General features: G+C 62.5%; 23 protein-coding genes and 4 tRNA genes. 15 read left to right on the top strand and 12 right to left on the bottom strand.

What is annotated here, in order from left to right:
- The first annotated feature begins 134 nt into the window (after positions 1-134).
- Entirely contained in the window at positions 135-854 is a 720-nt protein-coding gene (pyrF, locus tag RN347_RS11045) for an orotidine-5'-phosphate decarboxylase (RefSeq protein WP_263586745.1), read from the top strand.
- Here the strand turns inward: pyrF and lapB are convergent.
- The 3 genes from lapB to RN347_RS11030 all read right to left on the bottom strand — a co-directional run bounded on the left by lapB (position 832) and on the right by RN347_RS11030 (position 2,751).
- Entirely contained in the window at positions 832-2,031 is a 1,200-nt protein-coding gene (gene lapB, locus RN347_RS11040) for a lipopolysaccharide assembly protein LapB (RefSeq protein WP_263586746.1), read from the bottom strand. The genes pyrF and lapB overlap by 23 nt on opposite strands.
- Entirely contained in the window at positions 2,032-2,337 is a 306-nt protein-coding gene (locus tag RN347_RS11035) for a lipopolysaccharide assembly protein LapA domain-containing protein (protein ID WP_252109017.1), read from the bottom strand. It abuts the gene before it with no gap.
- Positions 2,338-2,454: 117 nt separating this feature from the next.
- Positions 2,455-2,751, bottom strand: a complete 297-nt coding sequence (locus RN347_RS11030) for an integration host factor subunit beta (protein WP_252109016.1) — start codon at positions 2,749-2,751, stop codon at positions 2,455-2,457.
- Between the two features lie 224 nt (positions 2,752-2,975).
- Here RN347_RS11030 and RN347_RS11025 point away from each other — a divergent pair, with 224 nt between their 5' ends.
- Positions 2,976-3,269: a succinate dehydrogenase assembly factor 2 gene (locus tag RN347_RS11025; RefSeq protein WP_263586748.1), complete on the top strand. Its 294-nt coding sequence runs from the start codon at positions 2,976-2,978 to the stop codon at positions 3,267-3,269.
- A 46-nt stretch (positions 3,270-3,315) separates the two neighbouring features.
- The gene (locus RN347_RS11020) at positions 3,316-3,627 is read left to right on the top strand and encodes a hypothetical protein (protein WP_311958255.1); all 312 of its coding nucleotides are present in this window, start codon (positions 3,316-3,318) and stop codon (positions 3,625-3,627) included.
- A 153-nt stretch (positions 3,628-3,780) separates the two neighbouring features.
- Here RN347_RS11020 and RN347_RS11015 read toward each other — a convergent pair.
- The 6 genes from RN347_RS11015 to uvrY form a co-directional block, all read right to left on the bottom strand.
- Positions 3,781-3,867, bottom strand: a tRNA-Leu gene (locus RN347_RS11015).
- Between the two features lie 48 nt (positions 3,868-3,915).
- Positions 3,916-3,989, bottom strand: a tRNA-Cys gene (locus RN347_RS11010).
- A 96-nt stretch (positions 3,990-4,085) separates the two neighbouring features.
- Positions 4,086-4,160, bottom strand: a tRNA-Gly gene (locus RN347_RS11005).
- A gap of 94 nt (positions 4,161-4,254) precedes the next feature.
- On the bottom strand, positions 4,255-4,803 hold the full coding sequence (gene pgsA / locus RN347_RS11000) for a CDP-diacylglycerol--glycerol-3-phosphate 3-phosphatidyltransferase (protein WP_263586750.1): 549 nt from the start codon (positions 4,801-4,803) through the stop codon (positions 4,255-4,257).
- Positions 4,804-4,898: 95 nt separating this feature from the next.
- The gene (gene uvrC, locus RN347_RS10995) at positions 4,899-6,713 is read right to left on the bottom strand and encodes an excinuclease ABC subunit UvrC (protein ID WP_311958254.1); all 1,815 of its coding nucleotides are present in this window, start codon (positions 6,711-6,713) and stop codon (positions 4,899-4,901) included.
- A gap of 40 nt (positions 6,714-6,753) precedes the next feature.
- Positions 6,754-7,404 (bottom strand): UvrY/SirA/GacA family response regulator transcription factor, encoded by a 651-nt coding sequence (gene uvrY, locus RN347_RS10990; RefSeq protein WP_311958253.1) that lies wholly within the window; start codon positions 7,402-7,404, stop codon positions 6,754-6,756.
- A gap of 215 nt (positions 7,405-7,619) precedes the next feature.
- Here uvrY and RN347_RS10985 point away from each other — a divergent pair.
- Positions 7,620-7,695, top strand: a tRNA-Ala gene (locus RN347_RS10985).
- Positions 7,696-7,783: 88 nt separating this feature from the next.
- On the opposite strand, the gene argF is transcribed toward RN347_RS10985, so the two are convergent.
- Positions 7,784-8,701, bottom strand: a complete 918-nt coding sequence (gene argF, locus RN347_RS10980; protein WP_311958252.1) for an ornithine carbamoyltransferase — start codon at positions 8,699-8,701, stop codon at positions 7,784-7,786.
- A gap of 193 nt (positions 8,702-8,894) precedes the next feature.
- Here argF and grxD point away from each other — a divergent pair, with 193 nt between their 5' ends.
- The 8 genes from grxD (at position 8,895) to RN347_RS10940 (ending at position 15,061) form a co-directional block, all read left to right on the top strand.
- On the top strand, positions 8,895-9,251 hold the full coding sequence (grxD, locus tag RN347_RS10975) for a Grx4 family monothiol glutaredoxin (RefSeq protein WP_311958251.1): 357 nt from the start codon (positions 8,895-8,897) through the stop codon (positions 9,249-9,251).
- Positions 9,252-9,384: 133 nt separating this feature from the next.
- Entirely contained in the window at positions 9,385-11,442 is a 2,058-nt protein-coding gene (dnaX, locus tag RN347_RS10970) for a DNA polymerase III subunit gamma/tau (protein ID WP_311958250.1), read from the top strand.
- A gap of 68 nt (positions 11,443-11,510) precedes the next feature.
- On the top strand, positions 11,511-11,837 hold the full coding sequence (locus RN347_RS10965) for a YbaB/EbfC family nucleoid-associated protein (RefSeq protein ID WP_252108931.1): 327 nt from the start codon (positions 11,511-11,513) through the stop codon (positions 11,835-11,837).
- Positions 11,838-11,840: 3 nt separating this feature from the next.
- On the top strand, positions 11,841-12,446 hold the full coding sequence (gene recR, locus RN347_RS10960; RefSeq protein WP_311958249.1) for a recombination mediator RecR: 606 nt from the start codon (positions 11,841-11,843) through the stop codon (positions 12,444-12,446).
- Between the two features lie 100 nt (positions 12,447-12,546).
- The gene (gene rnd / locus RN347_RS10955) at positions 12,547-13,680 is read left to right on the top strand and encodes a ribonuclease D (RefSeq protein ID WP_311958248.1); all 1,134 of its coding nucleotides are present in this window, start codon (positions 12,547-12,549) and stop codon (positions 13,678-13,680) included.
- Positions 13,677-13,970, top strand: a complete 294-nt coding sequence (locus RN347_RS10950) for a YcgL domain-containing protein (protein WP_263586757.1) — start codon at positions 13,677-13,679, stop codon at positions 13,968-13,970. The genes rnd and RN347_RS10950 overlap by 4 nt, the downstream gene beginning before the upstream one ends.
- The gene (locus tag RN347_RS10945) at positions 13,967-14,557 is read left to right on the top strand and encodes an ACP phosphodiesterase (RefSeq protein ID WP_311958247.1); all 591 of its coding nucleotides are present in this window, start codon (positions 13,967-13,969) and stop codon (positions 14,555-14,557) included. Before RN347_RS10950 ends, RN347_RS10945 begins: the two co-directional genes overlap by 4 nt.
- Before the next feature lie 57 nt (positions 14,558-14,614).
- Positions 14,615-15,061, top strand: coding sequence for a YcgN family cysteine cluster protein (locus RN347_RS10940; protein WP_263586759.1), 447 nt, complete (start codon positions 14,615-14,617; stop codon positions 15,059-15,061).
- 15 nt (positions 15,062-15,076) lie between these two features.
- Here RN347_RS10940 and RN347_RS10935 read toward each other — a convergent pair whose 3' ends face one another.
- Positions 15,077-15,211: a hypothetical protein gene (locus tag RN347_RS10935; protein WP_263586760.1), complete on the bottom strand. Its 135-nt coding sequence runs from the start codon at positions 15,209-15,211 to the stop codon at positions 15,077-15,079.
- Between the two features lie 223 nt (positions 15,212-15,434).
- Positions 15,435-17,525 (bottom strand): S9 family peptidase, encoded by a 2,091-nt coding sequence (locus RN347_RS10930; protein ID WP_409365754.1) that lies wholly within the window; start codon positions 17,523-17,525, stop codon positions 15,435-15,437.
- A 61-nt stretch (positions 17,526-17,586) separates the two neighbouring features.
- On the opposite strand from RN347_RS10930, the gene RN347_RS10925 reads away from it, so the two are divergent.
- The 3 genes from RN347_RS10925 (at position 17,587) to RN347_RS10915 (ending at position 20,781) form a co-directional block, all read left to right on the top strand.
- Positions 17,587-18,093 (top strand): hypothetical protein, encoded by a 507-nt coding sequence (locus RN347_RS10925; protein ID WP_311958245.1) that lies wholly within the window; start codon positions 17,587-17,589, stop codon positions 18,091-18,093.
- A 26-nt stretch (positions 18,094-18,119) separates the two neighbouring features.
- Entirely contained in the window at positions 18,120-18,899 is a 780-nt protein-coding gene (locus RN347_RS10920; RefSeq protein WP_311958244.1) for a class II glutamine amidotransferase, read from the top strand.
- A 187-nt stretch (positions 18,900-19,086) separates the two neighbouring features.
- Positions 19,087-20,781: an AMP-binding protein gene (locus tag RN347_RS10915; RefSeq protein WP_311958243.1), complete on the top strand. Its 1,695-nt coding sequence runs from the start codon at positions 19,087-19,089 to the stop codon at positions 20,779-20,781.
- The last annotated feature ends 92 nt before the right edge of the window (positions 20,782-20,873 follow it).

The raw sequence follows: 20,873 nt of genomic DNA, 5'->3' as shown, positions 1-20,873 counted from the left end.
GCTTGTGTCACGCCGCCGTCATCTGAAAACGACGGCCTTTGTAAGCGCATGCTCAGGTTCGGTCCTGAGATCGCTTACACGAAAGCGCGGGGCAAGGCTGGTATAATGGCGCGGTTCAAACAAGGAGCGCGCCCGTGTCAACCGATTCTCCCCTCATCATCGCCCTCGATTACCCGTCGCTGGACCAGGCCCTGTGCATGGCGGACCAGCTCGACCCTGCCCGCTGTCGAGTGAAAGTGGGTAAAGAGCTTTTCACCCGCAGCGGCCCAGCGGTGCTCGAGGCGCTTCATGGGCGCGGCTTCGAGATCTTTCTGGATCTCAAGTTTCACGATATTCCCAACACCGTGGCCAGCGCCGTGCAGGCGGCGGCGGAGCAGGGCGTTTGGATGGTGAACGTGCATGCCAGTGGCGGCAAGGCGATGATGGAAACCGCGGCCGAGCGGCTCTCTCGAAACGGCCTGAAAACCCACCTGATCGCCGTGACCGTGCTGACCAGCATGAGTGGCGAGGCGCTTGGTGATATCGGCGTGAGCGGAGCGCTTGATGAGCAGGTGATGCGGCTGGCAAGGCTTACCCATGAAAGCGGTTTGGCCGGGGTGGTCTGCTCCGCCCAAGAGGCGGCAGCGGTCGAAAGCGCCTGCGGTAAGGCGTTTTTGAAAGTGACGCCAGGTATTCGCCCACGCTCTGCCGCACTCGATGACCAGTCGCGCGTCATGACCCCGAGCGCGGCGCTGGCCGCAGGCAGTACTCACATGGTGATCGGGCGCCCGGTCACCCAGGCCGAGGAGCCGATGGCGGCGCTCAAGGCGATCGAAGCCGACATCGCCGGCGCTACTCGCCCTCGATCCCGGTAATCGGTTTGATCGTGCCCCAGCGCCGGCAGCTGGGGCACTGCCACACCAGATGGTCGCTGGTAAAGCCGCAGTGGCGGCAGCGCTGGCGCGGCCGGCCCTCGAGCAGAGCCCCGGTGTGGTGTTTCAACAGCAGCAGGCGGGTATCCGGCGATGTCTTGCCGTTTAGCCGCTCGCTTTCCAGATACAGATCGATCAGATAGTCGAGCCCGCCCAGACTCGGCGCTTCGCGCAGCCACTCGCCGGTGCGCTCGATCGCGCTATCGACGCCGTCGCGGCGGTGAACGAGTTCGCCCAGCGCCACGATCACGCTGGTGTACGGCGCCTGTTCCAGCAGTCTATGTAGATGCGCCTCGAAGCCCGCCGAGTTCTCCAAGCGCTCGTAGGCGCGCTTGAGCGCGCTCAGCATGGTGGGGGTATGCGCGATATCCTGATGGGGAATGCGCTCGAGCCAGTCGATCGCCCGCTGATAGTGGCCGTTTTCCATTTCGAGTTCGGCGTAGAGCAGCGTTGCACGCACGCAGTTCTCGTCCATCTGCAGCGCTTTTTTTAGATGCTTTCGCGCAAGCGCGCGGCTTGATTCGCTGATTTCCTCGACGGCAAGCTCGCACAGCCAGTGGGCGGCGGGGCGGCGCAGAACGGGCTGCTGCTTGAGGATGGGAGCGACGGTCTCCAGCGCTTCCTGCCATTCGCGCTCGCGGTCGAGCAAATCGAGCAGCAGGCGCTTGGCGTGTAGCCGGTAGGTGTCGTCGGTAGTGTGACTCAACAGCGTTTTTAAAAGCCGCTGGGCGCGATCGTGTACGCCCAAAGCGATGAAATCCTGGGCGAGCTCGAGCTGGATGTGATCGTTGGTCGTGACCGAAAGGGCGGGGCGAGCGAGCAGGTTTTGGTGAATGCTGACGGCCTTGTCCGCCTCGCCGCGAGCGCGAAAGAGCTTGCCCAGGGCAATGTGCGTTTCGACGGTATCGCTATTGACGTCCAGCGCGTTGATGAAGGTGTTGATTGCCTCATCGGGCTGCTCGTTGAGCAAATAGTTGAGCCCGACAAAATACTCTTTCGACAGCGCCGGCGCTTTGGGCGTCGGTCGGATGAGACGCTTGCCGGCGCGATGGCGTACGCCAAGCCCAAAGCCAATGGCCAGGGCGGCGAAAAGCACGCCGAGCAGCGCGACATCCTGCATTTAAGCCAGTTCCTTGAACTCCTGGGTGCGAAGGCGGTCGAGTTCTTTTTGCTGGTGCTTGCTGTGTCGCTCGCTACGAGCCAGGCGGGCTTTCAGCCGAACGTAAACCCCCAGCATCGCCAGCATCCCCAGCACGACGCCCAGCGTCAGCGTGGCCAGAAGCCATACCGACAGCGAAATCGGGGGAAGTTCGGTCCAGATCAGATTCAGGGCGATCGCCTGCTGGTTGTTCACGGCAAAGAGGATACCGACCAGCAGCACCACGAGTAATACGATGGCTAGTAAAAGCCCTTTGATCCAACGCATGAGAAGTTCCTGGTGTTTACGTGCAAGTTTTTACGTGCAGAAGGGCTCTATTGTGTATGAGTCAGGACGCGGCGTCATCCCCGACAACGCGATTGGCCCGCCTCGAACGCCCCTGTTTCAATACCCCAGCGCGCGGCTAGCGTCGACCTGCTCGCGCAGCTCCTTGCCCGGCTTGAAGTGGGGGACGTACTTGCCCTCGAGATCTACCGGGTCGCCGGTCTTGGGGTTACGACCAACCCGCGGCTCGCGGTAGTGCAGCGAAAAGCTGCCAAAGCCGCGGATTTCGACGCGGCCACCACTGGAGAGGGCGTCGGTCATGTCGTCGAGTATGATACGCACCGCCGTTTCGACTTCCCTGGCGGACAGCTCCGGTTGACGCATCGCGATTTGTTCGATTAATTCAGATTTGGTCATCGGTTGGCTCCCTGCAAACGTTAAAGGTCGTATGCGCTTACGGCCGCAATAACATCTACTTCAGCATACTGCGCATCGGGTGATAAAACAATTCGGTCAAAACTAGGTACTTTAGTTAAAACAAGGTTCTAGGTCGAATAACAGCATAGGCGAAGCCGGCCCCTGGCGCGACCCTGTGGCTCAGGTATACTGGCTTTCCATTCAAGACTTGATAGAGGTCCACGTTGAGCGATGACACTTCCCCGGAGGCCATCCTCCGTAAACGGCTTTACTGGCATTCGCGTCGCGGCATGTGGGAGCTGGATCTGCTGTTGATTCCCTTTCTCGAAAAGCGCTTCGATTCGCTCTGTGAAGAGGATCGACTGGTTTACCAGCGCCTGATCGAGGAGGAGGATCAGGATCTCTTCGTCTGGCTGATGCACCGCGAGTGGCCCACCGACCCGGACCTGCGCCGGCTCGTTCAGATGATCGTCGAGCATGCCGAAACCACCGATAACAGTGCCTATCGCACGCTCTAGATTTCCACCGATAATCCACGCGCTGCTGGCATCGGGGCTTGCAGACGTGGGTCTGACGTTTGCCCCGCCGCCTCTGGTGCTTGCCGTTTGGCTTTTACTGTTGGCAGCGGTCGCGTTACACGCCCGCGCCCAGCCCAAGGGCGCGCTATCGATTCAAACGCTCGATGAGGTGCTTTATGCGCGCTGGATAAAAGCGTGCGGCGAGCCATATGACGCCGTTTTGCTTCGCTGTCACTATCTCGGCCCTTGGCTTTTGGGGCTGGACGTGGGCGGCGCGCGTCTCTGGCTCTGGCCGGATAGCGTGTCGGCTCAAGACCACCGCGCGCTTCGCCGGCTGCTGCACCGCCCCGGTCGCTAGCTCGGCTCGCGTTCACGCGGGCGCCAGTAAGGGCGTCAGTCGACGTTTTGAAAAACAGGAAGATGTTGCGCAGAGAGTTTGCGCAAACAAGCCGTGAAACAGATGTACGGAAAGCAGGGCTTGAGGAACGTTCAGAAAAAGGGGAGTAATCGATGGTGCCCGGAGCCGGACTTGAACCGGCACGGGGTTACCCCCGAGAGATTTTAAGTCTCTTGCGTCTACCGATTTCGCCATCCGGGCGTATAGCAGCAGGCGATGGAGGGCATCTGGTCGCTGCTATCGAAAATATGGAGGCTGGAGTCGGAATCGAACCGGCGTACACGGAGTTGCAGTCCGCTGCATAACCACTCTGCCATCCAGCCTTACAAGTCGTTTGGAGCGGGAAAAGAGAGTCGACCGGGCTGGCGTTCCAGCTCTCGACTTGCTCCTGATCCTGCTGCCGACGCTTTGAGTCAATTTGGAGCGGGAAAAGAGATTCGAACTCTCGACCCTCGCCTTGGCAAGGCGATGCTCTACCACTGAGCTATTCCCGCTCGACTCGAGGGCGAATTATACGCACTAACGCGGGCTTGTCAATCGCTGAAATGGTCAATGCGACCAATAAGATAACGCGCGTTCAGCAAATGCCTACATCGAGCGGCTCAGGTGCGGCCAGGCCGCCCGCAGATACTGAAACATCGACCACAGCGTCAGCACCGCCGCCACGTACAAAATGGCAACGCCGACCATGGCCAGCGCATGGCCGGAGGGGACGGCAAGCAGAACCAGAAGCGCCACCATCTGCAGCGTGGTCTTGAGCTTGCCAATCCAGGAGACCGCGACCATGCCGCGCTTGCCCATTTCCGCCATCCACTCGCGCAGCGCCGAAATCACGATCTCACGTCCGATGATGACCAGCGCGGGCAACGTCAGCAGCGCAGTGTCGAAGCGCTCGATTAAAAGCGCCAGCGCCACCGCGACCATCAGCTTGTCCGCCACCGGATCCAGAAAGGCGCCAAAGGGCGTCGACTGATTCCAGAGCCGCGCCAGATAGCCGTCCAGCCAGTCGGTGATCGAGGCGAGCGCAAACAGGCCCGCTGCCAGCGGCATGCTCCAGCTGTAGGGCAGGTAGAAGAGCACGACCAGAAGGGGGATGAAAACGATTCTTGCCAGAGTCAATATGTTGGGTATGTTCATCGCAGGGCGCGATCCTTGCCGGAGAATCAGAAAATCAAACGTATGTAGGGCTATTCTATCCGCCTTGGGGCGCGGCATCCATGCCGCAAAGACCTTTATCCATTGAGCGCCTGGTAGATCGACGCGGCCATGGTCGCGCTAATGCCCGGTACGCGAGCGAGCTCGTCCTGACTTGCCTTCTGTACCCCCTGAAGCCCGCCGAAAAAGCGTAACAGTTCGCGCCGTCGCTTGGGCCCAACGCCTGGAATGTCCTGCAGGGTCGAGGTGCGCCGCGCCTTGTCGCGCTGGGCGCGGTGGCCGGCAATGGCGAAGCGGTGCGACTCGTCGCGGATGTGCTGAATCAGATGCAGCCCCGGTGAGGCCGGGTCCATCGGCAGAGGGTTGTCGCTGCTTTCCAGAAACAACGTCTCGAGCCCCGCCTTGCGCGTCGTGCCCTTGGCCACGCCTAAAAGCGTAATGCCTTCGACGCCAAGCTCCTCGATCACCCCGCGGGCCATATTGAGCTGGCCCTTGCCGCCGTCGACGATCAGCACATCCGGCGCGATCGCTTCGCCGCTTTTGACGCGCTTCAAGCGCCTCGTCAGCGCCTGCTGCATGGCGGCGTAGTCGTCGCCGGCAGCGACCCCTTCGATGCGAAAATGACGATAGTCGCTTTTACGCGGTCCCTGTTGATCGAATACCACACACGACGCCACGGTTGCCTCGCCCTGGCTGTGACTGATATCGAAGCACTCCAGCCGCGCTGGCGTATTCTCGAGCCCCATCGCCTTTTGCAGCGACTCGAAGCGGGCCATGAGCTGGGTTTTGTTCGCCAATTGCGAGGCGAGCTGCTGCTCGGCATTGGTCATGGCGAGTTTTTGCCACTGGGCGCGGTGGCCGCGTACCTGATGCGCCACGCGTACCTTCTTGCCGGCCTGCTCGCTGAGCGCATCGGCGATCAGCTGGCTATCGTCCAGGGCGTGGCTGGTGATCACTTCGGCGGGGACGTTGTGGGGCTGGCCGAAGTAGTACTGGCTAACCACCTCGGTCAAGAGCATCTCGTCAGAGAGCTCGAGATCGTTTTTCGGCGTATGGTGGCGCGCGCCGAGCAGCCTTCCATCGCGAATACTCATGATGGACACCCCCTGAGCGCCGGGGCGGTGGGCGAGGGCGAAGATGTCCGCGTCGCCGCTTTCGTTGTCGACGAACTGGCGCTGTTGAAGCTGTCGGAGTTTCGAAATCTGGTCGCGAAGCCGCCCGGCCTCCTCGAAATCGAGCGCCTGGCTTGCCGTCTCCATGTCGCGGCCGAGCGCCTCGGTGACGCTGTCGCTTTTACCCTCCAGGCACATCACCGCGTGCTCGACGTCGCGCTGATACTCTTCTTTAGAGATATAGCCCACACAGGGCGCGCTGCAGCGGTCGATCTGGTACTGAAGGCAGGGGCGGCTGCGGTGGGCGAAGACGCTGTCCTCACAGTTGCGGATGCGAAAGATCTTTTGCATCAGCGTCAGGCTCTCTTTCACCGCGCCGCTGCTTGGGTAGGGGCCCAGATAGCGGCCGTCGCCGCGCCGCTGGCGAGCGCGCTTGTACTCGAGCGCCGGATAGGCATGGCGATCGGTGACGAACACGAACGGATAGGATTTATCGTCGCGCAGCAGAATGTTGTAGGGCGGGCGCAGCTCCTTGATCAGCGTTTGCTCGAGCAGCAGCGCCTCGGTTTCGGTGCGCGTGACGGTAACCTGAACGTCGGCGATACGCGCCACCATCGCCTGGGTCTTGGCGTTGAGCTGGCCACGAAAATAGCTCGCCAGGCGCGCCTTGAGCCGCTTCGCCTTGCCAACGTAGAGCGTGTTTTGCTGATCGTCGAGCATCCGGTAAACGCCGGGGGAGGTGCTTACCGAGCTCAAGAATTGCTTGGCATCGAAAGTCATGGAACCTGGGATCTGCGTGAGCGAGCACTGGATGTTAGGCCTAACCCTCGCGCGCGTCAAAGCCCTCGACCAGCCCGTGGCGAAGCGCCAGATGGGTCAGCTCCACGTCGCTGGTCACGGCCAGCTTGTCGAATAGACGATAGCGGTAGGTGTTCACGGTTTTAGGGCTCAAATGCAGCCGTTCGGAGATGTCCTGAACCCGCTGGCAGTTGACGATCATCAGCGCGATTTGAAGCTCGCGCGGCGAGAGTTGGCGAAACGGGCTGCGCTCTTCGGTGAAGTGAGCAAGTGCCAGTCGCTGGGCGATCTCCTGGCTGACGTAGCGCCCGCCGCTGTAAACCTGGCGGATCGCTTTGGTCATCTCCTCGATGTTGGCACTCTTGCTCAAAAAGCCAGAGGCGCCGGCTTCGAGCATGCGCCTTAAAATGCTGTCTTCCATGTAGGCCGTTAGAATCAGAACGCGCACGTTTTTCATGCTGCGACAGATACGCCGGGTCGCTTCCAGCCCGCCAATGCCGGGCATTCGAATATCCATCAGCACCAGATCCGGTTTGACCTGACGACAAAGCGTGACCGCGTTTTCGCCATCGACGGCTTCGCCTGCAATCGAGATATCGCGCTCCTCGTTCAGCAGGTGCGCGATACTGCTTCTTACCAAATGGTGGTCGTCGGCGATGAGAACGTTAATCACGTGGTCGCTCCTGCATTCATGCACTCACACGTTGTGTTGTTCGACGTTTGTTCTGCCGTCGGTTGCCTGGGGTTCGAGCTTAGGGGTCGAACCTAGGGTGCCATAGCTTTTGCCAAAGGAGAATTAGTAAATATAAAACCCACGCCGGGCTTGACCCGAGGCATTTTCTTGCTTAGTATTCGCCGCGCACTCGGCCACAAAACGCCGGTTGCTCTGGGGCCTTAGCTCAGCTGGGAGAGCGCAACACTGGCAGTGTTGAGGTCAGCGGTTCGATCCCGCTAGGCTCCACCAAATTCAAAAGCCCCGCTCATCGAGCGGGGCTTTTTCGTGCGCATCATGCGGGCGCCAAACGCCCGGCCAGTGCCGAGCGTAGCGAGCTTTAGCCAATGCGGCCCAGCAGCAAAAATTCCATCAGCGCCTTTTGCGCGTGCAGCCGGTTGCCGGCTTCCTGCCAGACCACCGCGCGCGGGTCGTCGAGCAGCGTCTCGCTGATCTCTTCGCCGCGGTGGGCGGGCAGACAGTGCAAAAACAGCACGTCGTCGGCGGCGGCATCCAGCATCGCCTCGGTGACCTGGAAGCCGGCGAAGTCGGCCTCGCGTTTGGCCTGCTCCTCTTCCTGGCCCATGGAGGCCCATACGTCGGTGGTGATCAAATCGACGCCCCGGGTCGCCTCGACCGGATCGTGGAACAGCGTCACGCGATCGCCTGCGGCCTCGAGAATGTCGGCGCGCGGCTCGTAGCCTTTCGGGCAGCAAACATGCAAGTTGAAGCCGAACTGGCGCGCGGCGTTGATCCAGGAGTGGCACATGTTGTTGCCATCGCCCACCCACACTGCCGTGCGGCCTTCGACGCTACCCCGGTGCTCTTTCCAGGTCATCACGTCGGCCAGCAGTTGGCAGGGGTGGTAGTCGTCGCTCAGGGCGTTGATCACCGGTACCGAGCTTGCGCCGGCGAAGGTTTCGATGCCTTCGTGAGAGAAGGTGCGAATCATCACTGCGTCGACCATTTCCGAGAGCACCCGCGCGGTGTCCTCGATCGGCTCGCCGCGGCCAAGCTGGCTATCGCGAGGGGAGAGAAACAGCGCGTGGCCGCCGAACTGGGTCATACCGGTCTCGAACGAGACGCGGGTACGGGTCGAGGATTTTTCGAAAATCATCGCCAGCGTCCGGTTCTTGAACGGCGTATAAACGGGGCCTTCGGTCTTGAGCTCGCTTTTGATGGTGATGGCACGGTCGATCAAGTAGTCGAGCTCGTCCGGGCTTAGATCCAGCAGGGTCAGAAAATGGCGGGTCGCCATGATAACGTCTCTCCGGGTAAATACCCCATCCTAGCGACGGCGCGGGGGATGCGCAACGCCACCGGCATGCGTAGAATAGGGCGCTCGATAAAGCCGAGCAGTTTACTCAGGTACCGCTTGATGGCGGTACTCTTTAAAGACGTGACGAGTTGCGTACACTAGATGAACGCGCCACCGATCGAAGGAGCACTCCATGAGCACAACGGTTGAGAACATCCAGCGCCAAATCAGCGAAAACCCGATTCTGATCTACATGAAGGGCACGCCCCAGCTGCCCCAGTGTGGCTTTTCCGCCCAAACCGTTCAGGCGCTGATGAGCTGCGGCGAGCGTTTCGCGTTCGTTAACGTGCTGGACAACCCGGATATCCGCAGCGAACTGCCCAAGGTCGCCAACTGGCCGACGTTCCCGCAGCTGTGGGTCGAAGGCGAGCTGGTCGGCGGTTGCGATATCGTGATGGAAATGCATCAAAGCGGCGAACTCGAAAAGCTGATCAAGGAGGCCGGCCAGCGCGCCAGCGCAGCCGAAGGCAGCGACGCGCCGAGCGAGTAAGGCGCCTTTTGGCCCGCGGTTGGCGGGCTCTCTCCCAACCGCTAGAATGGCCGCCCGCCATTCGACAGATCGTTTGAAGTGGCCTCCCCGGCGCTACCGGGGAGCGCCAGCCCGCCAAAGGAAATAGTGCTCAATGAGCTATCAGGTTCTGGCCCGCAAGTGGCGCCCGCGTACGTTTCACGAGCTGGTGGGGCAGACCCATGTTCAGCGCGCGCTGGTCAACGCTCTCGACCAGGGGCGCCTTCACCACGCCTACCTGTTCACCGGCACCCGCGGGGTCGGCAAGACGACACTTGCGCGTATTCTGGCCAAGTGCCTGAACTGCACCGCCAACGGCGAAGGCGACGATGGCGTCACGTCCACGCCCTGCGGGCAGTGCGATAGCTGCCGCGCCATCGATGAAGGCCGCTTCGTCGATTTGATCGAGGTGGACGCCGCCTCGCGCACCAAGGTCGAAGACACGCGCGAGCTTCTGGACAACGTGCAGTACGCGCCGACCCAGGGGCGCTACAAGGTGTACCTCATCGATGAGGTGCACATGCTCTCGACCAGCAGTTTCAACGCGCTGTTGAAAACCCTGGAAGAGCCGCCGCCGCACGTTAAATTCCTGCTGGCCACCACCGACCCGCAAAAGCTTCCGCCAACGGTTCTGTCGCGCTGTTTGCAGTTCACTCTCAAGCACATGCCGCCGGAACGGGTGGTCGAGCATCTGACCTTCGTGCTGGGCCAGGAGGGCGTGGCCTTCGATGAAAGCGCGCTGTGGCTTCTGGGCAAGGCCGCCGAAGGCTCGATGCGCGACGCCATGAGCCTGACCGACCAGGCGATCGCTTTTGGTCAGGGCGCGGTGCGCCATGCCGATGTCGCCGCGATGCTGGGCACGCTCGATCATCGCCATATCTTGGCGCTGGCGAAGGCGCTGGCCGAGGTCGACGTACAGGCGATTCTCGCCGAAGTCGCCACGCTCTCCGAGCAGGGGCCGGACTTCGCCGCGGTGCTCGACGACCTGACCGGCATTCTGCACCGGCTGGCGGTCGCGCAAATGGTGCCAGGGGCGGTGGATAACAGCCACGGTGACCGCGATACCATTCTCGAGCTTGCGGGCCACTTCACCGCCGAGGATATCCAGCTTTATTACCAGATTGGTATTCAGGGGCGCGGCGACATGGAGCACGCCCCGGATCTGCGCAGCGCGCTGGAAATGACGCTTTTGCGCATGCTGGCGTTTCGCCCCCAGGGCGTGCCCCGGCCGCCGAAAACGCCGCTACCGCTACGCTCAGAACCCATGGCGCAAGCCAACGCGGCCACACCCGCCGACCACGAGCCGGCGGCCGACGCGCCAAAAAAGCCTGATCCTGCCCCGGCGGCGTTCGAATCAGCGCCTGTCAGCGCCCCGGTGCAGGAAGTCGCAAGTCCGATCGATCAATCGCCGCCCCCCTGGGCGATGGACGACACCGCCGCGCATGCTGAAGCGCCCGAGCCCGAGCCCGAGCCCGAGCCCGAGCCCGCCGCGCCGGCGTTCGTACCGGATACCCCCATCGTGGTTGACGCCGATGTGACCGACTTCGATGAGCAGGACGTGCCTGTACAGGACATGCCTGTCGAGGACGTGCCTGTCGAGGACGTGCCCGTACAGGACCTGTCGTCCGAGAGCGCCTTTATAGAAAGCGCACCTGCGCCGGATGCGCCTGCCGAGAGCGCTCAGGCACAGGGTCGGCAAGTTCAAGAGCCAGCCGACGAGCAGGCGTCGAGCGACGCGGCGGCGGCTAAAACCGCTCCGGTGCCCGGCGGGCGGCTCGACCACGCCGGGTGGCTTGCGCTGTTCGACCAGCTTGGCCTTGGCGGTTTGACCCGCAACCTGGCGGCGCACTGCCAGCTGGCAAGCGATGATGGACGCACGCTGGTGTTGACCCTGGACCCGAGCCAGTCGGCGATGCAGGCCGATGTACACCAGCAGCGCCTGGAGAAGGCGCTCGCCGATCAGGGCTTTTCGCGCTCGGTGAGCTTTGAGGTCGGCGAGCTCGACACCAGGCTCGAAACCCCGCGCGACCAGTCGCTGCGCTTTCAGCGCGAGCGACACGCCAGCGCCGTTGATCTATTGCAGCGCGACCCCAATATACAGAAGCTACGTCAAGCCTTTGGCGCCACGCTCAACGAAGAGAGCGTCAAGCCAAAAACCTCGACGTCGCCATGACAGCCCGGCGTTTGCGGCTTACGCTAAGCTTTCAAACCGCACCGATTGACCACCAGGGAGTAGACACCATGTTTAAAGGCGGAATGGGCAACTTGATGAAGCAGGCCCAGGAAATGCAGGAAAAGATGCAGCAGGTCCAGGAAGAGGCGGCGAAAGCCGAGGTCTTCGGCGAGGCCGGCGCGGGCATGGTGAAGGTCACCATGAACGGTCGTCACGATGTGAGCGACGTCACCATCGACCCAAGCGTGCTGGAAGAGGACAAGGAGCTGCTCGAAGACCTGCTGGCCGCGGCGGTCAACGACGCCGTGCGTAAGGTCGAAGCCAACTCCAAGGCGCGGATGGAAGAGGCCACCCAGGGGCTGAATCTGCCGCCCGGCTTCAAGATGCCGTTTTAAGCGATGCGTTTTTCCCCGCTCATCGAGCAGCTCATCGAAGCGTTTCGGGTGCTGCCAGGCGTTGGGCCGAAGACCGCCCAGCGCATGGCCATGCATCTGCTCGAGCGTGAGCGCGAGGGCGGCCAGCGTCTGTCCGAGGTGATCGAGCGCGCCATCCGTGAGGTGGGTTACTGCCAGCGCTGCCGCACGCTTACCGAGGCCGAGGTCTGCGCGCTGTGCGACAGCCCGCGGCGCGACGACAGCGTGCTCTGCGTGGTGGAGTCGCCGGCGGATCAGCTCGCCATCGAAGAGGCGGGCGGCTTTGGCGGGCGCTACTTCGTACTTCACGGCCATCTGTCGCCGCTCGACGGGATCGGCCCGGAAGCGATCGGGCTCGACCTGCTCGAGGAGCGTGTAAGCTTAGGCAATATCCGCGAGATCGTGTTGGCGACCAATCCCACCGTCGAAGGTGAAGCGACCGCGCACTACATTGCCTCGCAGCTCGCCCAGTACGGCGTCGCCTTTTCCCGGCTCGCCTACGGCGTACCCATGGGCGGCGAGCTCGAGTACGTCGATGGCGGCACGCTCAGCCGCGCGTTCAACGGCCGCCTGCCATTCGGCCTCGAATAGCCGCGCCACACTCTTCTGCCTGCGCCCGCGGCGAGCCTGCCGCGAGGCGTCGATTACCGTCACCTGGGCCGCTTTTGGTACCACCACAGGGAAGTCTACCGTGTCCGTTTTAACCCAACCGTCCTACCGATGGATCGAGACCGCCGACCAGCTCGACGCCGCCTGTCGGGAGGTCGAGGCCGCCAGCGTGATCGCGCTCGATACGGAGTTTTTCCGCGAAAACACCTTTTTTCCGATTCCGGCGCTGATCCAGTTTTGCGCCGGTGATCTTGCCTATCTGATCGACCCGGTCGCCACCCCGTGCACCGAGGCGTTCAGGGCGCTGTTGCAAAACCAGGCCATCAAGTTGCTGCACGCGGGCAGCGAGGATCTGGAAATTTTCCAGCTCTGGGCCGGTGTGCTGCCGACGCCACTGGTGGATACCCAGATCGCTCAGGCGCTGCTCGGCGAGGTGCCCGCCCTGGGGTATCAAAAGCTGGTCGAGCACTGGGTCGGTGAGACCCTGCCCAAAGAGGAGACGCGCTCGAACTGGCTGCTCCGGCCGCTGACGCCGAGCCAGTGCGACTACGCCGCCCTCGACGTTATCTATCTGCTGCGGGTCTGGGCACTACAGGCGGGTCAGCTCGACATGCTGGGGCGCCGGGAGTGGCTTTTCGAGGAGTGCGCCGCTCAGCTTGCCCAGGCCGAGCGCAGCAGCGAAAGCGACGCGCTCTGGTACACCCGCCAGCGCCAGCTGTGGCGGCTGCCCCCCCGGGCGATCGATGCCTATCAGCGGATGACCGCCTGGCGGGAAGGCGAAACCCGCCGACGCGACTTGCCGCGCAACTGGCTCGCCAGCGACAAGCTGCTGTTTGCCGTGGCCGAGGCAATGCCGAAAAACCGCTTCGAGCTGGCGGGCGTCGAAGGCGTGAAACCGGCCTTCGTCAAGAAGGAGGGCGATACGCTGCTCGAGTTTGTCAGAGAGGCGCGTCACTGCCCGGAAGAGGCGCTGCCCGCGCCATGGCCGGACCCGGCGTCGCCGAGTTTCAAGCGTCGCTTCAAGGCGCTCAAGAAAGTCATTAGTGCAAAGGCGGCGGCGCTGGGCATCGCCCCGGAAGTGCTGCTCAGACGGCGCGACATCGAGGCGCTGGTGATGCAGGACATGGCCGGTGAAGCGCCGACGCTTCCCGGCGGCTGGCGGGGCGAGTGTTTGAACGACGCGCTATCTCAGGCGCTACAGGAGAGCGGAGCATGAGCGACAAGCTGGTCTGCGAGATCTTTAAAAGCTCGCGCAAGGAAGAGATGTATCTTTACGTGGACAAGCGCCAGGGGCTTGCACCGGTGCCCGAGGCGCTGATGGAGACTTTTGGCAAGCCCGTGGCGGTGCTGACCATGATTTTGACCGCGGATAAAAAGCTCGCCCGGGTCGATGTCGGCGATGTGCTCGAGGGGATCGAGACCCAGGGCTTTTACCTGCAGATGCCGCCGGCAAAAGAGGAGTATCTTTTGGACGTCCACCGCGCCCACGTCGACCGCCATTCATGAACTTTCTGGCCCACGCCTTGCTTGCCCGCCGCGGCAGCGACGGCTTTTTGCTGGGCAACGTGATCGCCGACGGCGTCAAGGGAAGCGACCTTGCCCCTTGGCCGTCATCAGTGGCGGCGGGCATTCGCCACCATCGGCGGGTCGACGCCTTTGTCGATAGCCACGCGCGGGTCAAGGGGGTCAAGGCGTCGGCGCCGGCGGGTCAGCGCCGCTTTGCCGGTATTGCGCTGGACGTTCTTTGGGATCACTTTCTAGCGCGTGAGCTGATCGGCACCGCCGAGTTCGAAGCGCTGGTGGCGCGCCTTTATACGCTGCTCGAGCGTGAAGGCGCCCCCAACCGGCTGGCCGCGATGATGCCGGCGCTGATCGAGCAGGACTGGCTTCATCGCTACGCCGATTTCGACTTCACCTGCCGCGCCATTGCGGGCCTCGGCCAGCGGCTCTCCGGCCCCAACCGGCTGGCCGAATTGACGCCCTGGCTTGACCACCAATACGGCTGGCTCGAAGCGCAATTCGAGCCGCTGTGGGCCGACTGTCTCGAGCGGCTCGACGCTACCGGCAATGAACGGCCGGCGACGAACGGCTGACGATGAGCTGATGACGGTAGACAGCAACGCCTGCCACACTTGACGAACGAGGATGAGATGCGCGAACGCTTCTGGGAAAAATACGCTCTCGAGGAGCTGGCCGATGACGAGTGGGAGGCGCTTTGTGACGGCTGCGGGCAGTGCTGCCTGCTGAAGTTTCACGACGACGACACCAACGAGCTCGCCGTTTTGAACGTGGCGTGTCGCTTGCTCGATACACACAGCTGCCAGTGCAGTGACTACGAGAACCGCTTCGATACCGTGCCGGACTGTACTCAGCTAACGCCGGCACTGGTGCGCGAATTCAACTGGCTACCGGCGACCTGCGGTTATCGCCGGGTAGCAGAAGGGCGCAAGCTGGCCGGCTGGCACCCGCTCTTGAGTAACGACGCCGAGCGCGTCCACCGCAAGGGTATTAGCGTTCGCGGCTTCGCCGTTTCTCAGGATGACGTGCCGGAGCGCGAGTGGGACGAGCACATCATTGCCGTGCTGCCCATTCGCTAGCGCCCGTCTGAGCGCTTAACGCTTGAGCGCCACCAGCATCAGCGACAGGCTTTTGAAAAGCGACACGCGCGGTTTGGCGGCTTTTTTCTGGCGCTCGGTCTGCGTCGCCGGGGTGTCCCAAATGGTCAGAAACTGTTCCTGATACTTCATGCTGCTCTCCTGCGCCGAGGCGCCGTTAAGGTATAAAACTTTCGTCTATGCGACTAACGGCTATTATGGCGCACTCCTGTACGGCTGAAAAGTATTTTTGGAAAACGTTTCCATTAAGTTAGCGGCGTTTAAAAATCGAATTATTGGCGTTCAATAAAAAGCGCTCGCATGGAATTGCGAGCGCTTTTTTGGATATTGGGGTGAACGTTTGGGTTATAAGGGCTTACCTGTCGAGACCCAGCGCCCACAGGATGAACGCGTCCTGACGGGCGGCGTCCTTCCACGCCTTGAAGCGCCCGGATGCGCCGCCGTGACCGCTCTCCCTGTCGGTGTAAAGCAACACCGGGGCGTCGGCCTGCTGGGCCTGGGTGACCTGGGCGTAGAACTTGGCCGGCTCCCAGTAGCTGACGCGGGTATCGAACCAGCTGCCTTCGATCCAGAGCGGCGGATAGGCCTGGGCTTTGACGTTATCCACCGGCGAATAACCCTGAATGCGCGCGTACACCTCCGGCTCTGCCGGGTTGCCCCACTCGCTGTATTCGGCGGTGGTGAGCGGAAGCTCCGGGTTTTGCATGGTGCGCAGCACGTCGAGAAACGGCACGTCCAACACGGCGGCGCAGAACGCCTCGGGGGCGCGATTGAGGCAGGTGCCCACCAAAAGCCCGCCGGCGCTGGCGCCGCAGGCGACGATTTTGTCATCAAGGCTCGCGCCTTGATCGACCAGCGCCTGACGCGCGGCGAGAAAATCAGAGAAGCTGTTCTCCTTGTGCGCCATCTTGCCGTCCAGATACCAGGGCTCGCCGCGCTCGCCGCCGCCGCGAACGTGGGCCACGGCGAAGGCCACGCCGCGCTCCAGAAGCGACAGCCGGGCGATCGAAAACCAGGGGTCCAGCGGCTCGCCGTAGGCGCCGTAGCCGTACAGCAGGGTGGGTAGCGGGGCATCGATCAAATCCGCCCGTGCCACGATCGATACCGGCACGCGCTCACCGTCCGGGGCCGTGGCCCAGAGGCGGCGGCTGGCAAGCTGCTCGGGTTTGAGGTTTCCGTGCACCGCCAGGGTTTTGAGCAGCGTGCGCTCGCCGCTCTCCAGATCCAGCGCGTACCAGCTCGCCGGGCGAGTGAAGGACTCCTCGCGCACCTGCACCACGGTGGTGTCGAAGTGCGGTGCGTCTTCCATCAGCTGCGAGCAGGGCAGCTCGACCAGCTCGATCGGCGTATCCTGGGTGACGACGCCATTGTCTTCGAGCACCAGCCGGCGCAGCCGCGTCTGGGCCTGGTGGTGGTCGCGCTCGGCCACGATCAGCCCCCAGGCAAAAGCATCCACGCCTTCCAGGGTTTGATCGTCCCGATGAGCAATCAGCGTTTGCCAACTGGCGCTTTCAGCGTCTTCCTCGGTCAGGGCGTGCTCGTCGAGTACGTCGAGGGCGAAGTGGGGCCCGGCCTGGTTTTGCAGCCGGTAGAAGGCGCCGGGGCGGTGGTCGATGCTTGCCTCGACGCCTTTCACGCGCCGATGTAGCAGCAGAGGCGGCGTGGCCGGGGCGTCGGCGGGCACGGCGAGAATTTCGCTGGTGTCCTTGGCGCTGGTTTCGATCAAAAGCCAGGCCTTCGAGCGCGTCTTGCCCACGCCCAGCCAGAACTCGGCATCGTCCTCACGCAGCACAAGCGTGGCCGGGGCATCCTGGGCGGGGTTGGCGAAATCCACCGCGCAGCGCCAGAGGCTGTCCGGGCGCTGGGTGGCATCGAAGCGGGTGAACAGCAGCGTAGCGCCGCGCGGGGTTTGATCCTCCGCCCAGCAAAGCGCCGGGCCGATATCGCTTGCCAGCTTGTGCGGCTCGCCGTTGGGCAGCGCTTTCAGCCACAGCGTGTAGCGCTCGTCGCCCTGGGTGTCCTCGCTCCAGGCAAGCCACTGCTCGTCCGGGGTGAGCGCCATGTCGCCGATCTCGAAAAAGGCGTGCCCCTCTGCGCGCGCCACCACGTCGAAAAAGCACTCCGGCGCGCCGGGGTTGTCGAGCGGGGCGCGCCACCAGCGCGGGTAGTCGTCGTCTTCGCCGGTTTCACTCCAGAACGTAAACACGTCGAGTGCGGTCTCAAGACTTTTGACGGCGAGCTCACGCCGGGAAAGATTTTCCTGATAGAGCGTGTCGGCAAGCGGCGCGAGCGGGCGAAACCAGCGCTCGTGCTCCTCGTTGGCCGCGGTCAGAAAGGCGTCGACCTCAGCCGTGTCGCGTTGCTCCAGCCAGTGCCAGTGGGGGTCGTCGGCGCGATAGTAGCGCGCCACGGGCGAGTCTTTGCGCATGCCAGGCTGTGCTTTCATAAATTGACAGGTACCATAACGGGAAATCAACCGCGGGTGCGTTCACCCACACGAGGGTATTATGCTGTTTACAGGCTCAATGTCACTGCTCTGGCTAAGTTATTACGGGGTTTCGCTGGTAGTGCTATTGGCGGTGTATTTTGCGTTGTCGTTTTTGCCGCGCCTGCCGCGGCTGGTCCTTACCTGGGGCGTGGCCGGCGCGATGTGGATACCGGCGCGCTTTAGCCTGCCGCTGATCGAGGAGAACGAGTTCTACACCGGCTGGGCGCCGGCAGCGATGGTGTCGGCGGTCGGCTTTCTCGAGCACAGCGCCTCGGCCCTGTGGGGCGGGCTGGTCTGGCTTCTCATCGGCATCGCGCTGGGCGCCTGCGCGGGTGTTGCGCTCTGGTGGGTTCGCCGCCCGGCCGCGCCGACCAAGCGTGGCCCGACCAAACGCGGTCCGTCAAACCACGACGACGGCGATGACGACCGCCCGCGCGCGCCGCGCAATGCCGGCCCCAAACGCGCGGCGCCTAAAACGCGAAGCGCCGGTGGTGACACCAAACGTCGCGAGCCGGTGATCAACTAGGCTAAACACCTGGCAAGGAGAGCCCCATGTGCGAGCTTTTAGGCATGAGCGCCAACGTGCCGACGGATATCTGCTTTAGCTTTTCGGGCTTTCTGCACCGCGGCGGGGGAACCGGCCCCCACCGCGACGGCTGGGGCATCGCCTTCTACGAGCAGGGCGGCTACCGAGAATTTCGCGACCCGCACCCATCGGTGGATTCGCCCATCGCTCGGCTAATCTGCGACTATCCGATCAAATCCAACGTGGTGATCAGCCATATCCGCCAGGCCAACGTGGGCGGCGTGCGCCTGGCCAACACCCATCCGTTCACTCGCGAAATGTGGGGCCGCCTTTGGTGCTACGCCCACAATGGCCAGCTCGACGGGTGGCAGGAGCTTGCGCTCGATGTCTACACCCCGGTCGGCTCGACGGACAGCGAACACGCCTTTTGCTGGCTGTTGGGTGAGCTTCGCCGCGCGTTTCCAACTCCGCCTGCATCTTTCGGACCGGTCGCGGCGCTTTTGCACACGCTCTGCGAGCGCCTGCGGGGGCTTGGCGTATTCAATTTGCTGCTCTCCGACGGTGAGTCGCTCTATAGCTACTGCTCGACCAAACTCGCGCACATTACCCGACGTGCCCCCTTTGGCGAGGCGGAGCTGTCGGATGCCGAAATGACGGTCAATTTTAGCGAGCACACCACCGCGAATGATGTGGTTTCGGTGATCGCCACCGCGCCGCTGACGCACAACGAGGTGTGGACGACGATGCTGCCCGGCGAGCTTCTGGTATGGCGAGAGGGAAGCATAAAGGCGCGTTACGCACCATAATGAGCACGCGACACGTCGGTTTCGAGCCAGGCGCATGGCTCGCATGAAACAGTAGTTTCAATCGAGCGTTTTACAGCCCTGCGCCCCTGGTATATCTTGGAGCGACGTCAACATCACAAGATCGTCAAACGATTAACAAAACAACAAGGTCGGTCCACTTATCGACACGGATAGCGGAGATTGCACCATGAGCGAACACGCCGATGCTCCCATTTTGAATGGCCCCACGCTTGAAGGACTGGATCAATTTGATTCCGTTGTCGACGTTTTCGACAACGCCGTCAAACGCTACGGCGACCGGCCCGCGTTTAGCTGCATGGGGCAAACCCTGAGCTTTGACGAGCTCGACCGCTATGCCGGGCGCTTCGCCAGCTGGGTGCAGAATCATACCGATCTAAAGCCCGGCGATCGCATCGCCATTCAGCTGCCCAACGTGCTGCAGTTTCCCGTGGCGGTGTTCGGCGCGCTGCGCGCGGGGCTGGTGGTAGTCAATACCAACCCGCTCTACACCGAACGTGAAATGGCCCACCAGTTCAAGGACTCCGGCGCAAAGGCGATCCTGATTCTGGCGAACATGGCGCACAAGCTCGACAAGGTGCTCGACAAAACCGATATCAAACACGTGGTAGTCACCGAACTCGCCGATCTTCACGGCGTGCCGAAACGCTGGCTGATCAACGCCGCGGTCAAGTACGTCAAGAAGATGGTGCCGACCTACCGGCTGCCTGGCGCCACCGGCTTTCGCCAGGTCATGAAGGCCGGCCAGGAGAAAGACTTTACCCCGGTCAAACGCACCCCGGACGACGTCGCAGCGCTCCAGTACACCGGCGGCACCACCGGCCGGCCCAAGGGCGCGATGCTGACCAACACCAACCTGATCGCCAACATGCTGCAGGCGCGTGCGGCGATCGGCAAGCACCTGAAGGACGGCAGCGAAACCATCATCGCGCCGCTGCCGGTCTATCATATCTACACCTTCACGGTGAACTGTCTGTTTTTGATGGATACCGGCAACCATTCGGTGCTGATCACCAACCCCCGCGATTTGCCCGGCTTCGTCAAGGAGCTCAAGAAGCTCAAGTTCTCCGGTTTTATCGGGCTCAATACGCTGTTCAACGCGCTGTGTCAGCGCGACGACTTCAAGTCGCTCGACTTTTCGCACCTGAAACTCACTATTTCTGGCGGCATGGCGCTGACCAAACCCGTCGCCCAGCGTTGGGAAGAGGTGACCGGCTGCCCGGTGGCGGAAGGCTATGGGCTGACCGAGACCTCGCCGGTGGTGAGCTTCAACCCCACCGACGCCATCAAGCTTGGCACCATCGGCAAGCCCGTGGCGGGCACCTCGGTCAAGACCGTGGACGCCGACGGTCACGATGTGGCTCTGGGTGAGCCCGGCGAGCTCTGCATCAAGGGGCCTCAGGTGATGAAGGGGTACTGGAACCAGGACGGCGAGACGAAAAAGTCGATCGACGAAGGCGGCTGGTTTCACAGCGGCGATATCGCCGTGCTCCAGGATGACGGCTACATTCGCATCGTGGATCGTAAAAAGGACATGATTCTGATCTCCGGCTTCAACGTCTATCCCAATGAGATCGAGGACGTAGTGGCCGGCCACCCGGACGTCGTCGAAGCGGCAGCGGTGGGTGTGCCGGACGAAGACGCGGGTGAAGCGATCAAGCTCTTCGTGGTCTCGAAAAATTCGAGCCTCGATGCCGAGACGCTGCGCGCCTGGTGCAAGAAAGAGCTGACCGCTTACAAGGTGCCCAGGTACGTCGAGTTTCGCGATGAGCTGCCCAAGACCAACGTGGGCAAGGTGCTGCGCCGCGAGCTGCGCGACGAGCAGAAAAGCGAAGAGAAGGGCGAGGAGCAGGCGAACGTCTGACCCCAGGGGAAGGGCGCCTTGCCGGGTTAGCCCTGTTGCGAGTGAAAGCGCTATACTGTTCGGCCCGCTTTTTCAGGCGGGCCGAATTTTTG

Origin of the sequence: Halomonas sp. PAMB 3264 (genome assembly GCF_031954245.1) — a bacterium.
Lineage (GTDB): Bacteria > Pseudomonadota > Gammaproteobacteria > Pseudomonadales > Halomonadaceae > Vreelandella.
This window is presented reverse-complemented; position numbering and strand designations above follow the sequence as displayed.

Coding starts and splice junctions, on each gene's coding strand:
- argF (WP_311958252.1), bottom strand. CDS start 8,701: ATGGCGACCCGCCATTTTCTGACCCTGCTGGATCTAAGCCCGGACGAG.
- RN347_RS10935 (WP_263586760.1), bottom strand. CDS start 15,211: ATGAAGTATCAGGAACAGTTTCTGACCATTTGGGACACCCCGGCGACG.
- RN347_RS10950 (WP_263586757.1), top strand. CDS start 13,677: ATGAGCGACAAGCTGGTCTGCGAGATCTTTAAAAGCTCGCGCAAGGAA.
- RN347_RS10945 (WP_311958247.1), top strand. CDS start 13,967: ATGAACTTTCTGGCCCACGCCTTGCTTGCCCGCCGCGGCAGCGACGGC.
- RN347_RS11030 (WP_252109016.1), bottom strand. CDS start 2,751: ATGACCAAATCTGAATTAATCGAACAAATCGCGATGCGTCAACCGGAG.
- RN347_RS10915 (WP_311958243.1), top strand. CDS start 19,087: ATGAGCGAACACGCCGATGCTCCCATTTTGAATGGCCCCACGCTTGAA.
- recR (WP_311958249.1), top strand. CDS start 11,841: ATGCGTTTTTCCCCGCTCATCGAGCAGCTCATCGAAGCGTTTCGGGTG.
- RN347_RS10930 (WP_409365754.1), bottom strand. CDS start 17,525: ATGAAAGCACAGCCTGGCATGCGCAAAGACTCGCCCGTGGCGCGCTAC.
- lapB (WP_263586746.1), bottom strand. CDS start 2,031: ATGCAGGATGTCGCGCTGCTCGGCGTGCTTTTCGCCGCCCTGGCCATT.
- RN347_RS10920 (WP_311958244.1), top strand. CDS start 18,120: ATGTGCGAGCTTTTAGGCATGAGCGCCAACGTGCCGACGGATATCTGC.
- RN347_RS10965 (WP_252108931.1), top strand. CDS start 11,511: ATGTTTAAAGGCGGAATGGGCAACTTGATGAAGCAGGCCCAGGAAATG.
- dnaX (WP_311958250.1), top strand. CDS start 9,385: ATGAGCTATCAGGTTCTGGCCCGCAAGTGGCGCCCGCGTACGTTTCAC.
- RN347_RS11035 (WP_252109017.1), bottom strand. CDS start 2,337: ATGCGTTGGATCAAAGGGCTTTTACTAGCCATCGTATTACTCGTGGTG.
- pgsA (WP_263586750.1), bottom strand. CDS start 4,803: ATGAACATACCCAACATATTGACTCTGGCAAGAATCGTTTTCATCCCC.
- RN347_RS10940 (WP_263586759.1), top strand. CDS start 14,615: ATGCGCGAACGCTTCTGGGAAAAATACGCTCTCGAGGAGCTGGCCGAT.
- RN347_RS10925 (WP_311958245.1), top strand. CDS start 17,587: ATGCTGTTTACAGGCTCAATGTCACTGCTCTGGCTAAGTTATTACGGG.
- grxD (WP_311958251.1), top strand. CDS start 8,895: ATGAGCACAACGGTTGAGAACATCCAGCGCCAAATCAGCGAAAACCCG.
- uvrC (WP_311958254.1), bottom strand. CDS start 6,713: ATGACTTTCGATGCCAAGCAATTCTTGAGCTCGGTAAGCACCTCCCCC.